Origin of the sequence: Paractinoplanes globisporus DSM 43857, assembly GCF_000379645.1 — a bacterium.
GTDB classification, from domain to species: Bacteria; Actinomycetota; Actinomycetes; order Mycobacteriales; family Micromonosporaceae; genus Actinoplanes; species Actinoplanes globisporus.
The window spans coordinates 143,343-157,324 of the sequence record NZ_KB903299.1; the positions used below are offsets into that span (position 1 = coordinate 143,343).

Sequence of the window (13,982 nt, forward strand, 5' to 3'; positions counted from 1 at the left end):
TCACCACCCCTGATGGGTGAAGCCCGCCCAGGCCGTCACGTCGCCGGTCAGGCTCGGCACCAGGGCCCGCAGCCGCGGCGGCATGGTCGGCGGGGTCTCGCGATCGGGGTTCAGCATCCAGCGCTGGGCGTGGTTGAGGGCGTCCATCGGGCGCTTGTGCTCGGCCCACAGGTAGTGGTGTGCCATGAACATCAGCAGCGAGGTGGCCTCGCTCGGCACCGGCCACAGCGAGCCGAAGACGCTGCGGGCGCCCGCGGTGAGAAAGGCGGTGGCCAGGCTGAACGCCTCGTCGTAGGCGCCGCTTGGTACGCCGGTCGTGCACGCGGCCAGCGCGACCAGGCCGATCGCGGTCGTCCGGCGGGTGCGCAGGATCTCGTGGGCGGTGAGCCGGCGGGAGTCCGCGAGCCGCAGGTACGAGCCGTCCACGCCGGGGCGGACGGCGCCGTGGCAGGCGAGGTGCAACACGGCGCCGCCGCCGGCCAGCAGCCAGTCGCGGACCGTCTCGGGCGTGGCCTCGGCGCCGTGCCGGAGGGCGGCCGAGCTCAGGAACGCGGCGCGGATCGCGTCCGCCTCGGCGCGAGCGTCGGGGAGGTTGCCCTCGGGGTCGGCGATCATCAGGGCGGGCGCGGCCGGATCCACGGGCGGGCGCTCGGAATTCTGGCAGAGGAGCCTGGCCGAGGGCGCGTACGAGAAGGTGGCGATCTCGACGGCCCTCGTGCCGTCGCGGTCGCGGGCGGCGTGCCAGGGGACCGCGGCCAGGTCACCCATCGGGACCAGGACCAAGCGCGGGGCGCGGCCGATCGGCCAGCGGTCCAGGGTGTCCAGGAGCGGGCCGACCACGGCGGGCCAGGCCCAGTCGCAGACCTCGTCGATGGGTGATCCCGGTTTGCGGTCGGCCTCGCCCGCGTCCCGGGTGCCGAGCGCCTCGACGTGCCGCGTGACAGGCTCGGTGGTGGCGAGCCTCGGGAGCGGGAGGAAGGCGGGCCGCACCCCGCTGAGGGCGTCCGACGGCACCAGGAGCGCACCGCCCGGGCCCTCGTCGTCCTTGGGGATCAGGTAGACCAGCACGTCGGCGCGGACCGCGGTGAGCGCCCGCCCGATCTCGTCCGCGCCGGGCGGGTCGAGGATCTCGGGCACGGCGGCCTCGGACACGTCGGCGCCGGTGAGCACGGTCAGGACCTCGTACCGCAGATCGGGGTCGTTCGGGTTGTTCCGCCATCGGGCCAGCAGGTCGTCGCGGCCGAGGCCGGTCAGCCGGGCCGGCACGTCCATGGTGACCGTCGTGGCGTAGAGCATCAGGCAGCGGCCCGCGTCGAGCACGGCCGCGGCACCCGCCGGCTCGCCGTCGGCGAGGAACCAGCGGGCGACCTGCCGGGCGTCGTTCGCGGCGCTCCGGGCGGCGGCTACGGCGTCGGCCGTGCCCGCCTGCAGCAGCACCGACCAGGCGTGGCCGCGCATCGAGCGCCGGCCGCACTCCCGGCCGCGGGCCGCGCGGCCGTCGGCCCGGTAGGCCAGGCCCAGAACCTGTGCGCTCGTCGCCCACATCGGATGGCCGGGATGGCGGGCCTCCTCCTGCGCCGCGGTGAGCCGGCGCAGCGCCTCGTCCAGGGCCGGCCGCCCGCCGCCCCACTGGCAGGACGCGACCAGCGCGCTGCCCAGCACCGTGAGGAGCAGAACGCGGTGCTCGTAGCCGTCGGGAGCGGCCCGCTCGGCGCGGCGCAGCAGCGCCATCCCGCGGGACAGCTCGGCCGTGTCCTGCTTCTTCAGCGCGGCCTGCACGACGTTGTGCCCGGCCGTCATGAGCCGCCACGCCCGCTCGGCCGGGGACAGCCCAGGATCTTCGGCGTCCGTCGCGTCGGTGCGGTGCAGGGCGGCCAGTTGCGTGCGTGCGGCCAGGGCGGCCGGGTGGCCCGCCGGTAGTCCGTCCACCATGTCGGTGAGGGTGTCGACCGAGCTCATGGCGCTGTCCAGCTCGCCGTGCTGGGCCGCGGCCATGCCTTCGGCGCCGGTGAGCAGCGTCTTGGCCAGGGTTCTCTCCTCGTCGGAGAGGTCTTCCCTGGTCAGCATCTCCCGGGCCAGCTCCACCGCGTCGGCGGAGGCCGCGTAGCTGCCGATCATCGTGCCCTGCCGGATCGCCAGCGCCACCCGCGCGTTCGCCGCGATGCGGGCGAGCGGACTCTCCGGTGGCACCGACGACGACGCCTCGTCGAGCCGTCGCAGGGCCTCCTCCCGGTCGAATCCGAGGTCGTCCCCGAGCGCCGCGAGCATGTCAGTCATGATCGTGAGCACCGCGGCCGAGCCGGGCATGGCGGGGTCGTCGCCGGCATCCTCGATCAGCGCCCGGGCCCGGTTCTCGTCGATCTGCCGCCCGGCCATCGCCGACATGACATACCGCAGCGCGAGGTCCCGTCCGACAATCCCTCTGACTCGGCCGCGATAGGAACATTTCTCGTACGTCCGGAGCGCCGCGTCCAGGGTCTCGGGGTCGTTGTCGTGGGCGTACCGAGCTCCGAGCGCACTGGCCCGGGCCAGGTCGTGTGCCGGGGTCGGGCGGAGCTCGGGCCGCCGCAGGCCGTCGATCAGCGCGTCGAGGTCGGCCGCCGACATGGCCGACATCGCGAGCAGCAGGGCGAACGGGTCGGCGATCAGCATCGGGTCAGCTCCTCGACCAGGCGCCGCGCCTCGGCGACGTAGTGGCTCTCGGGCGGGAAGAACGCCTCGCGCTGGTCGAGGGCCTCGCGGGCGGTTTGCTTGGCCTGCGCCCCGGTCTCGGTGCGGGCGACAACCAGCAGGGGCCGGGCCGGGTCGAAGGCGCCCGGGTGCAGCGCGTAGGCCAGGCGCGCCACCCGTCCGGCGTCGGCGGTGCGGCCGGCGAGCTGCAATGCCTCGGCCAGCAGGACGCGCGGGCCGGGCAGCCCTTGGTCGGTCTGGTCGTCGGCGTCGTCCTCGGCCAGCTCGCCGGTGAGGCGCAGGGCTGTCTCCGCGGCGGTTGGGTCGGTGCGGCCGAGCGCGAGCAGCACCTCGGCCTGGATCAGCCGGGCGGCGGTGACCGCGACGTGATCGGGGTGGCGGCGGCGCACCTCGTCCTCGGTGATGGCGAGCGCCTCGCCGAGATCGGACGCCGCGTCGCCGCCGCCCACCCGGCCGGGGCCGCCACCCACATCGCGGTGCCCACCGCCCACGTCGCCGCCGGCCGGGCCAGGGCCGCCGCCCGCCTGGTCGGGGCCGCCACCTGTCTGTCCGGGGCCGCCGCCCGCCTGGCCGGGGCCGCCACCTGTCTGGCCGGGGCCGCCACCCGCCTCGGCGGGCCTGCGTCCTGCGTCGGCGAGTCCGTGGAGGCCGGGGGCGAAGCGGGCGCGGTCGCGCAAGGCCCAGGCCAGGTCGACGCGCGCGTCCGGGTCGGTTTCGCGGCGGCACAGGCCGATCAGTGCGTCCAGGTCGGCGGGGCGGCCGCAGGCGCGTAGCTGTCGCCGGTGCCGGGCGCGGATGGCGCGGGCGGTGGCCGAGCCGGGTGGCAGCGAGCTCGCCGCCCGCTCGCCCAGGTTCACCCAGATCGGCAGGGACTCGGCCGGCGTACGACCGGAATCGCGGCGCAGTTCGAGTGCGTGCTCGATGGCCAGGGTGACGTCGTGTGCCGGGCCGAATCGGCCGGTTGCCTCGTCGCGGAGGCCCGCGAGACCGGTCACGCCGCCGCCGGCGCCGATCAGCGTCTGCAGGCGCGCGCTGAGCCTGCGCTCCTCGTCGGCCGGCACGGCGCGGTCACTCCGGCTCCGACTCGAGCACCGCGATGGCGTCGCGCATCATGGCGATCGCCTGGCGGCGCTGGTCTGACGGCGTACGGGAATTGCGTGTTAGTTGGTCTATCGCTCTGGCCAATGGACGATTGCCGGAAGCCTGTGACGGCGCCGGGCTGAACTCGCGGCACAGCAGATGCACGACGCCGTCGGTGCTGCAGCCGCCGGCCAGCCGCAGCCGGATCGCCTCCCGCAACAGCCGCGCGGCCTCGGCGGCCGGTGTGCGGCCCGCCCGGATCACCACGAGGTCCTCGATGGCGCAGGCCGGCGGCGCGTGGTCGAGCGCCGCCGCGAGGGCCGGCTCCCGGACCGCCCAGTCGAGCAGGACCCGGATCAGGCACTCGGCGGCGGCCACCCCATCGCCGCGGAACAGCTCGTCCATCCACCCGTCGCGGTGCGGCCAGTAGCTCCAGACCTTGGTCTCGTCGACCAGCATCTCGGGCGCGGCGGACCGGGACAGCAGACCCGCGATCTCCCGCACCGGTCCGGGTCCGAGCCGGTACGCGCCCACCAGCGGCTTCTTGGCGTGCGGCCCGGCCACCGCGAAGAACGTGCTGCGCGAGCCGCGCGGCCGGACGGCGGCCACGATGTCGGTCCAGCCGAGCTCCTCCGGATCGGCCCCGCCCGCGAGCAGCTCCTCGATCGCCCGGTAATAACTGACCTTTGTGCTCCAGTGGGTGTGGACCGCGGGCTCGCGGCCGGCCGGCTCGCGATCCTTTGCGCTCCGGTAGGCGCGGACTGCGGGCTCCCGGCCGGCCAGCTCGACACGCCACCGCACCGCCACGGTCTCGCGCAGCTCGTGAAGGACGAACGACAAGACGCACCTCGGTTGATCACGCTACGGAACCGCGCCGACACTTAGGCACGGTAGGGCACGGCCCTCGCCCACTGTGCCCACCGATCGAACGACCCGTTCCGGGTGCCGCCCTCCCCCACCCTTGCGGTGGTCAAACGGATGGGGCGTCTGGCCTTTCCGACGGCGCACGCCGTGTGCGATGTGTGGTTCGGGGGCGCACCTAGCGTCCTTGAGATGGCGACCGTGCTAGTTGTCGATGACGACGCTCCCAGCCGGGAGTTCATGCGCACGCTGTTGCGGTATCGCGGGCACCGGGTGGAGCAGGCGTCCGACGGCGACAGCGCGCTGGTGATGGCCGCCTCGCGACCCCCGGACGCGGTGATCACCGACGTCCTGATGCCCGGCCTGGACGGGTATGAGCTGGCCCGCGCGCTTCGCGGCGATCCCGCCACCCGGCATGTCCCGATCGTGTTCAGCACGGCGCATTACGGCCTTCAAGAGATACAACCATTGGCGTACGCCTGCGACGTGCACGATGTGATCCTTAAGCCGGCGCAGCCGTCCATCGTCCTGGCGACCATCGACTCCCTGCTCGATCCGGGCCGGGTCTCGGTGAGCACCGCCGATCAGGTGGCCGAGACGCAGCGGCTGGCCCGGGCCGGGACGTGGGAGTTCGACCTGGAGACCAGCACGGTCCTCATCTCACGGTCGCTCCGTGACGTTCTCGGCCTGCCCTCGACGCGGCTCGCCCCGCACGAGCTGCTGCAGGGCGTCCACCCGTCGGACGCGGCCGGAATCGCGTCCATGGTCGAGAAGGCCCGGCGCACCGGGCTGCCGGTGACCTCGGAGTTGCGGGTGGCGAGCCCGCACGGCATGGTCCGCGAGCTGATCATCTCGTGCCGGGCGGTGACCGAGCCCGTGCCCCGGCTGTGGGGTGCCGCCCAGGACGTGACCGCGATCCGGGCCGAGGCGCGGGCCGATCTTCAGGTGCAGGTGGATTGGCACGCTGTCCGTCGGACCATTGACGCGTTCCACGGTGCGGTGCTGCCCGCGACGCTGCCGGCCGTGGCGGGGACGGACGTCGCGACGGTGTACCTCCCGGCCCCGGAACGGCTCGACATCGGGGCGACCTGGTACGACGCGCAGGCGGTCTCCGGCGGCCGGCTGATGCTCTCGGTCGGCAAGGTCGCCGGGCACGACCGGCATCCCGCCGCGGTCATGGGGCAGGCACTCGCGGCTCTGCGGGCGTACGCCCACGAGGATCCGGAACCGGCGGCGGTGCTGGGCCGGCTCAACCGGTTCCTCGCCGGCACCTGCCAGGACGACTCGTTCGTGACCGCGGTGGTGGCGCTGTACGACCCGGAGACCGGGCATCTGCGGGTCGCCAACGGTGGGCACCCGGCACCGGTGGTGGTTGCCCGGGACCGCGACGGCGGGGTTGTCGCGCGGCTGCTGACCGCGTCGGGGCCGCTCATGGGTGCGTTGTCGACCGCGGTGTTCCCGCAGCATGATCTGCATCTGCCGGCGGGGTCCGCGTTCTGCGCGTACACGGACGGCCTCACCGATCGGATTCACGACCCGGCCTCGACCGACGCGCGTCAGGTGCGGCGGGTCGCGGCCGAGGCGTTCGAGCGGCTCGATCGGGACTCCGCGATGGCGGCGGAGGCCTTCGCCGAGGACGTCGTCCGCGACATGCTCGGCGGCGCGGCGCCGGACGACGACGTGTGCCTGGCGGTGCTGCTCACCCGCGCCTGACCCTACGTACCGCCGCCGCCCAGCGAACAGTCGACGGCTTTGAGCAGGTCGGTAATGTCGTACGGTTTGACCAGGAAACCTTTTGCCCCGCCCGCGAGGACCCGGCGGTGCAGGTCGGGGTCGAGGTCGCCGCTGATGACGATCACGGGGATGTCCCGGGTGTCCGGCGTGGCCCGCAGCGCGGCCAGCACCTGTTCGCCGTCGATGTCCGGCAGGTCGAGGTCGAGCAGGACGAGATCGGGCCGCAGCCGGTCGACGCTCTCCAGGCCGGTGCGCCCGTCCGGGGCGGAGCCGAACGTCACGGTCGGTCGCGCCCGCAGGATCCGCTCGACGAGCATCGTGTTGATCGGGTTGTCCTCGATGTAGAGCACGGTGCGGCCCGTCATGCGGGAGACGCCGCCGCTTCGGCGTGGTTGTCCAGCACCGACCGGACCTTCGCGGTGAGGGCGGCCGCGGTGAAGGGCTTGTCGAGGAACGCCACGGTCCGGTCGTCCCCGGTGTCGGTGAGCACGCCGCGGGTGTACGCCGAGGTGAAGATGACCGGCAGTCCCGGCCGGAGATCGGTGAGCCGGTCGGCGAGCTGCTGGCCGTTCATCCCCGGCATGACGACGTCGGTGACCAGCAGGTCGATGTCGGCGTGCGCCCCGGCCACCGCCAGGGCGTCCTCGCCGTCGACACCGACCAGAACCCGATATCCGGCAGTACGCAGGATGCGCTCGCTGAGCTGGCGAACGGCCGGATCGTCCTCGACGAGCAGGATCGTCCCGTCGCCGGCGATGAGTCGCTGCGGTTCGTCGGCCTCCCCGGCCGCGTCGGCGGGGGTGGTGGCGGCGGGCAGGTAGACCTCGAACGTGGTGCCCAGGCCCGGCCGGGACTCGAGCCGCACCTGACCGCCGGCCCGGGTCACGATGCCGTACACCGTGGACAGTCCCAGCCCCGTACCCTCGCCGGGGTTTTTGGTGGTGAAGAACGGCTCGAACGCCCGGGCGGCGACCTCCGGCGTCATGCCGAGGCCCGTGTCCGTGACCGAGACCAGCACGAAGTCGCTCTGCTCGACATCGACCCGATCGGTGCCGATGGTGAGGGTTCCGCCGGTCGGCATCGCGTCGCGGGCGTTGATCGCGAGGTTGACCAGCACCTGCTCGAGCTGGCCCGGGTCGACGCGCACCGGCGTGGCCGCGGCGGTCGGCGTCACGACCAGGTCGATGTCCTCGCGGATGAGTCGCCGCATCAGGACCTCGAGGCCGGCGACGAGACCGGCGACCTCGACGACCTGCGGCCGGGCGGTCTGGGCCCGGGAGAACGTCAGCAGCTGGCGGGTCAGCGCGCTGGCCCGGGACGACGCGTCGCGGATCATGACGAGATCCTTGGTGGTCGTCTCGTCCGCCTCGGCGATCAGCAGCGCGGCGTACCCGTCGATGACGGTCAGCAGGTTGTTGAAGTCGTGGGCGAGCCCGCCGGCGAGCTGTCCCACGGCGTCGAGCTTCTGCGCCTGGTGCAGCTGGGCCTCGATGCTCTTCTGCTCGGTGACGTCGGCGACCATGGCGAGCGCCCCGATCGGCGTGCCGGCGTCGTCGACCCGGGTGGTCAGGGCGATCCGCGCCCACACGACCCGGCCGCCCGACGCGTGCATGCCGACCTCGAAATGGGTGGCTCCGCTGTCGTGGACCGCGCTCAGCGCCTGCTCGGCGACGGCCTGATCGGCGCCGGTGACAAGATCGAGCATGGCCGAGCCGGGCAGATCATCCGGCGTACGCCCCACCATCTCGGCGAAGCGGTCGTTGGTGTAGCCGATCCGCCCGTCCGCGTCGAGGACGACGACGCCCTCGCTGGTGGTCTCGACGATCTCGCGGAAGCGCTCCTCGCTGGCGCGCAGTGTCGCCTCCGCCGCCTGCCGCAACCGAAGGTCCTCGAACAGCGCGGCGCCCCGGACCAGCGCCGGGAAACGCCCACGCAAGGTCCAATACCAGACGGCCAGTACGGCGGTGACGGTGTCCCAGCCGGCCGCCTGGAAGTCCATGCCGAACGCCATCCGCATCGCCAGCCCGCCGTGGACGTCCATGTTGAAGTACGGAAGCAGGAGGTGCACGGTGTGCGAGCCGTGGTGGACGGCGCAGCTGAAGAAGATCGAGGCGGTGGCGAGGCCGAGCGGATTGTTCCGCCACTGCCGCGCCCGCAGGAGTCCCCGGGCTATCGCGAAGGAGATCGCGAGGTACGCGGCCAGGATCACGGCGTTGGCCATCGCCGTCAGCTGCCACCAAAGGTCGGTCCACCCGCTGTCCACCGGCGCCTGCCTCAGCTGTTGTCGGGACTTTTTTGCTCGGGACTCTTCTGGTCGGGACTCTTCTGGTCGGGACGTGACAGTTGGTTGATGAGCGAGAGAAGCTGTTCCGCACTGTCCCGCACCAGCTCGAGCTGATGCTCCTGCTCGTCGTTGATCGGCCCAGGTAGGCGCATCAGCAGCATGCCGGTGAACCCGACAATGGCGTTGAGCGGCGTACGGAGCTGATGCGCCACCCGGCTGACGAGTTCGCCCCCGGCCCACGAGGTGCTGGTGACGCCGATCGTGGCGCCGCCCGCGTCGACGAGCGGGGCGACACGGACGCACACCCGCACCCGGGTACCGTCCCGGCGAACCCGCTCGCTGATGAACTCGCCGACCCGCTGCCCCTCGGCGACCCGCAGCAGCGTGGCCGCGTCACCGTCCCGGCGCCCGTCCGGGTACAGGATCTCGGCCCGCCGCCCCAGCATCTCCGCCGCGGCATAGCCATACAGCTCCTCGGCCGCCCGGTTCCAGAACAGAACCGTGCCGTCGAGCGTCTCGCCCACGATCGCGTCCCGGGCAGAGCCCACAATCATGGCCTCGACCGACCCCACGGCCGCCGGGCTCCCGCTGCCGGACACGTACATCCCGCACCTCGCTCCGCACGAACACGCCCGCGACGGACACTAGCGACCCGCGAGAGGGATGTATGTCCCCGGAAAGAGTGGCTCCCGCGTCAGGCCGCCGCGCGCCGATCGGCGGCCGAGCCGGCGCCGAGCTGGTCGGCCATCCAGTCGGCGATCATCGGGCGTGCCTTCGACGGCAGGTTCGAGACGCCGTGGTTGCCGTCGGGGAAGCACACGAAGGTGCCGGCGGGCGTCTCGGCGGCCTGTCGTTGCGTCTGCTGCCACGGAATCAGCCGGTCCAGGCGTCCGGTCACGTACAGGGCCGGCACGGCGATCCGCTCGCACTGCCCGGTGAGGTCCAGCGCGAGGGCGAGGCGACGCCCCTCCTCGTCGTCCCGGGCACCCGATTTCACCACGAACGTCTGGCGAGTCATCGGCGGCAGATCGTCCCACATGTCCCCGAAGCGGAACGGCCCGCTGATGCCCACCACCGCGTCCACCCGGTGTTCGTGAGCGGCAACCCGTGGCGCGTAGTAACCCCCGAGGCTCACGCCGGCCACGCCCACCCGCTCGTGGTCGAGGTCGGACCGTCCCGTGAGCAGGTCGAGCAGCGCGCTGACCGCCACCTCGTAGTCCGGCCGGATCGGCAGCACGAGCCCGGTCTCACCCTGCCCCGGCCCGTCCAGCGAGACGGTCGCGAGCCCGCGATCCAGGAACGACTGCTCGAAGAAGAAGAACTCCTCCTTCGTCGAGTCGAGCCCCGGGATCAGCACCACGTAGGGCGGCCGATCGACTCCGGGCGGCCGGCGCAGGTTGGCGTAGACGGTGCCGTCCGCGAACGGCACCTCGAGCCGCTCCCCGGTCGGATCGAGCCGGGCCAGCGCGGCCAGCGTCTCCTGCACGGACACGCGGGTGGCCTCGGCGGCCAGGTCGGTGTCGAGCATCCAGACGAACTTGCCGAAGTGCCGGTTCACCGACGCGCGCCGCCAGGCCTGCCCTGCGGTCAGGGCATGCCCCGCCGCATCCGCCTCCCGCGCGAACGCCGCCTGCTCGTCGGCCGTCCGGTTCCACTGCGGCAGCCAGTCCGCCCAGGTCGCGGTGCGCGCGACGGTCGAGGTCATGTCGTTGTAGTCCACCCCGTTCTGAATCAGCCGGGGCGCCCAGTGGGCCAGCGCGGTCTCGATAGCGGCGTCGGGCATGGATACCTCCGTCAGGCCAGAATGCGAAGTGGAGCCTCGAGCAACCCGAGGAAGTGCGCCATCCACCGGGCGGCGAGAGCACCGTCGACCGGCCGATGATCGACCGAGAGCGTCACCCGCAGCACGGTGGCCACCCCGATCTCCCCATCGACGACCACGGCTTCCGGCCGCGCCGCACCGACAGCGAGGATCGCCGCCTGCGGCGGATTGATCACGGCAGTGAACTCTTCGACGCCGTACGAGCCGAGGTTCGTCACGGTGAGAGCGCCGCCCTCCAACTCGTCCTGCCGCAGCTTGCCGTCCCGCGCCCGCTCCACCAGACCGGCGCCGACCCGGGCCAGCGCCGAGATCGTCAGCTCGGACGCTCGCCGCACCACCGGTGTGACCAGCCCGGCGTCGGTGGCCACCGCGATAGAGACGTCAACATCGTGGAACCGGTGCACCGCGTCCTCGGTCCACCGGACGTTCATGTCGGGCACCGCCACCTGAGCCCGGGCGGCCGCGGCGACCACGAGGTCGTTCACCGAGATCTTGACCCCGCCCGCCGCGTTGAGCTCCTTCCGAACCGCGAGCAACTCATCGACACGAGCACTACCCCGAATCGTGAACACGGGCGTCTCGCGCGCGCTCGCCGCCAGGCGAGACGCAATCGCCCGCCGCATCCGCGAGTGCGGAACCACGTCGAACCCCACCCCACTGACCGCCGTCACGGCCGGCGTCGAGGCCGACGCGGGCGCGAGCCCGGTCGCGGGCGCAGACGCCGGCGCGGCCGCGGGCGCGAGCCCGGACGCGGGCGCAGACGTCGGCGCGGGCGCGGGCTCGGCCGCGGGCGCGGTGCGGTCGGCGATCGCTCGGTGGACGTCGTCGCGGACCACTCGGCCGCCCGGGCCTGTGCCGGTGATGTCGTTGACGTGCAGGCCGTTCTCTCGCGCCAGGCGTCGCGCCAGCGGGCTGGCGAACACCCGGACCACGCCGTTGGTCGTGGGCGACGGCGGGGATGCCGGTTGGTCGCCGAGCAGTTGGGCCACCAGGGCTTCGATGTCGCCGATGACCTCGTGGGGAGCGGCCAGCACCGCCATCGGGGTGCCCACCGGGACCGCGCGGCCGGGCTCGACGAGGGTGCGGATCAGGACCCCGTCGGCCTCGGCGGGGACGTCCACCACGGCCTTGTCGGTCTCCACGGTGGCTATGGGATCGCCCGCGGAGAAGGCTGTGTTTTCGGTCAGGGGCCAGTCGTTGAGGACGGCTTCGGTCACGTTCGCGGAGATCGCCGGCATTCTCAGGAGGGTGGCCATCTCAGGCCTCCCCGATCTGGCGCAGGGCCGTGGCGATCTCGTCGTGACGGGCGATCGCCGCCCTCTCCAGCACCTTGCTGATGCTCGGCGAGGCCTCGCCGCCGGTGACCCGCTGGATGGGGGCGTCCAGCCAGTCGAAGAGCCGGCGCTGGATCTCGTCGGCCAGCCAGCCGCCGTAGGACGTGCCGGAGGCGCCCTGCTCGACGATGAGGACACGGTTGGTCTTGCGGATGCTCGAGCCCAGCGTCTCCCAGTCGACGCTGGCCCGGTCGAGCCAGCGCAGGTCGATCACCTCGGCGTCCACACCGGTCTCCTCGGTCGCGGCCAGCGACTCGGCGACCATCGACAGGTAGGCCACCACGGTGACGGCCGACCCGGACCGCCGGACGGCCGCCCGGCCGACCGGGAGGCAGTAGTCGTAGTCGTCGACCGGGCCCGGGCCCGTGCTCTGGTAGAGATCGACGTGCTCCAGGACGACCACCGGGTCCTCGCAGCGCAGAGCGGCGTTCATGAGGCCCACGTAGTCGAACGGCGTGGACGGCGCGACGATCCGCCAGCCGGGTGCGGTGGCGTACACGCCGGCGGGGTCCATCGAGTGCTGCGAGCCGTAGCCGGTGCCGGTCGCGACCTTGCTCCGCAGGACCAGCGGGACCGGTCCGTCGCCGCCGAACATGTGCCGCGCCTTGCCGATCTGGTTGAACAGCTGGTCGGCGGCGACCCACATGAAGTCGGCGTACATGAACTCGACGACGGGACGGAACCGCCCGTCGAGGGCGATGCCGCCGGCCAGGCCGGTGAACGCGTTCTCGCTGATGGGTGTGCCGAGAACGCGGTCGGGGAACGCGTCCTTCAGGTCTTTCGTTGCGCCGTTCGTGCCGCCGTTGAGGCGGTGCACGTCCTCGCCCAGCACGACTATCCGGTCGTCGGCGGTCATGCGCCTGCGCATCACCTCGGCCACGGCGTCGATGAACTTGGTGTCCTGCACGGCGATGTCATCGGCGGCCAGGCGGGCGCCGGCGAACTCGCCGAGATCGCCGCGGACTCCCACGTTCACAAAGGCGGGATCGGGCCACTCCCCCGGCTTGATTCGCCGTTCGCCGGGTTTGCCGCCGGGCATGGGCTCGAACAGCACACGACCGGCGGCGGCCATCGCCTCCTTGGCGCCGGCGTCGGCGGCCTCGCGCGCCTCCGGTGTGAGCAGGCCGCGCCGGATCAGGTGGCCGGCCACCCGGTCGACCGGGTCGCGCTTGCGCCACTCGTCTTCCTCCGAACGGGTGCGGTAGCGGAAGGCGCTGCCGGGGAAGGGACCGTTCTGGTGGAAGTAGCGGTAGGTGTCGGCCTCGATGAGCGCGGGGCCGTCGCCGTCGCGCATGTGTGCGGTCGCCTCGCGCATCGCCAGGTGGACCGCGAGTGGATCCATTCCGTCGACGCGCCAGCTGGCGATGCCGAACCCGGGCCCGCGGGCGGAGAGGCGCGGCTCCCCGGTCGCCTCGCGGACGGAGGTGGACACGGCGTACTGATTGTTTTCCAGGAAGAAGCAGACGGGGAGCCGCCAGGCGGCGGCGAGATTGAAGGTCTCGAGGGTGGAGCCGATGTTGGCGGCGCCGTCGCCGAAGTAGGTCACCGCGACGGCATCGGTGCCGGCCTGCCGGCTCGCCCACGCGTAGCCGGCCGCGAGCGGGACACCGCCGCCGACGATGGCGTTGGTACCCATCGCGCCGGCCTCCATCCATTGCAGGTGCATCGAGCCGCCCCGACCGTGGCTGAAGCCGCGGGCGAGGCCGCAGATCTCCGCGAGCGTGCGCAGCAGGAGGGTGCGGACCTCCTCGGGCAGCTCGGCGGTCAGGTCGAAGCCCTTGGGCGCGACGTGCTGCAGCGCCTTGGCGAGGAACTGGTGGTGGCCACGGTGCGAGCCGTTGATCTGGTCGCCGGGGGCGAGCGCGAGCACCGAGCCGACGGCGCCGCCCTCCTGCCCGATGCTGGAGTGGGCGGGACCGTGCACGAGGCCCGCGCCGGCGAGCTCGAGCACGAACTCCTCGAAGGCCCGGATCAGCGTGAGCTGGTGGAACATTGTGGCGAGCAGCCCGGGATCGGCCGCATCCCAGTCGGCGTCGGTGACGACCAGCTCCGTCCAAGCGGCGCCGGGGTGCAATGCACGGTGCTCGGCCATCGGGACCTCCTTCGTCCCGGACAGCTTCCCATTGATTGGATCCATTTTCCACCCCGGATCCGGACTTCCCTCACCGACTGCGGA

10 protein-coding genes are annotated in these 13,982 nt (G+C 72.8%); 1 reads left to right on the forward strand and 9 read right to left on the reverse strand.

All coding sequences use genetic code 11. From position 1 onward, the window contains the following. Genes A3CQ_RS57340 through A3CQ_RS57350 form a run of 3 tightly spaced genes read right to left on the reverse strand, consistent with a single transcriptional unit; the run spans position 1 to position 4,611 of the window. On the reverse strand, positions 1 to 2,652 hold the full coding sequence (locus tag A3CQ_RS57340) for a CHAT domain-containing protein (protein ID WP_020511533.1): 2,652 nt from the start codon (positions 2,650 to 2,652) through the stop codon (positions 1 to 3). After that, on the reverse strand, positions 2,646 to 3,752 hold the full coding sequence (locus A3CQ_RS62075; protein WP_026205679.1) for a hypothetical protein: 1,107 nt from the start codon (positions 3,750 to 3,752) through the stop codon (positions 2,646 to 2,648). Before A3CQ_RS62075 ends, A3CQ_RS57340 begins: the two co-directional genes overlap by 7 nt. Before the next feature lie 7 nt (positions 3,753 to 3,759). Beyond that, positions 3,760 to 4,611, reverse strand: coding sequence for a hypothetical protein (locus tag A3CQ_RS57350; RefSeq protein ID WP_020511534.1), 852 nt, complete (start codon positions 4,609 to 4,611; stop codon positions 3,760 to 3,762). Positions 4,612 to 4,824: 213 nt separating this feature from the next. On the opposite strand from A3CQ_RS57350, the gene A3CQ_RS0113845 reads away from it, so the two are divergent. Continuing rightward, the gene (locus A3CQ_RS0113845; RefSeq protein ID WP_020511535.1) at positions 4,825 to 6,345 is read left to right on the forward strand and encodes a SpoIIE family protein phosphatase; all 1,521 of its coding nucleotides are present in this window, start codon (positions 4,825 to 4,827) and stop codon (positions 6,343 to 6,345) included. A 2-nt stretch (positions 6,346 to 6,347) separates the two neighbouring features. Here A3CQ_RS0113845 and A3CQ_RS0113850 read toward each other — a convergent pair whose 3' ends face one another. The 6 genes from A3CQ_RS0113850 to A3CQ_RS0113875 all read right to left on the reverse strand — a co-directional run bounded on the left by A3CQ_RS0113850 (position 6,348) and on the right by A3CQ_RS0113875 (position 13,898). Further along, entirely contained in the window at positions 6,348 to 6,731 is a 384-nt protein-coding gene (locus A3CQ_RS0113850; RefSeq protein ID WP_020511536.1) for a response regulator, read from the reverse strand. Further along, entirely contained in the window at positions 6,728 to 8,629 is a 1,902-nt protein-coding gene (locus tag A3CQ_RS0113855; protein WP_020511537.1) for an ATP-binding protein, read from the reverse strand. Before A3CQ_RS0113855 ends, A3CQ_RS0113850 begins: the two co-directional genes overlap by 4 nt. A gap of 11 nt (positions 8,630 to 8,640) precedes the next feature. Then, positions 8,641 to 9,204, reverse strand: coding sequence for a PAS domain S-box protein (locus A3CQ_RS62080; RefSeq protein ID WP_211216575.1), 564 nt, complete (start codon positions 9,202 to 9,204; stop codon positions 8,641 to 8,643). 140 nt (positions 9,205 to 9,344) lie between these two features. Next, positions 9,345 to 10,433 carry an alpha/beta hydrolase family protein gene (locus A3CQ_RS57355; RefSeq protein WP_020511539.1) on the reverse strand — a complete coding sequence of 363 codons (1,089 nt, stop codon included), beginning with the start codon at positions 10,431 to 10,433 and terminating at the stop codon, positions 9,345 to 9,347. Positions 10,434 to 10,444: 11 nt separating this feature from the next. Then, positions 10,445 to 11,728 (reverse strand): dihydrolipoamide acetyltransferase family protein, encoded by a 1,284-nt coding sequence (locus tag A3CQ_RS0113870; protein WP_026205680.1) that lies wholly within the window; start codon positions 11,726 to 11,728, stop codon positions 10,445 to 10,447. A 1-nt stretch (position 11,729) separates the two neighbouring features. After that, entirely contained in the window at positions 11,730 to 13,898 is a 2,169-nt protein-coding gene (locus tag A3CQ_RS0113875) for an alpha-ketoacid dehydrogenase subunit alpha/beta (protein WP_020511541.1), read from the reverse strand. Positions 13,899 to 13,982 lie beyond the last annotated feature (84 nt).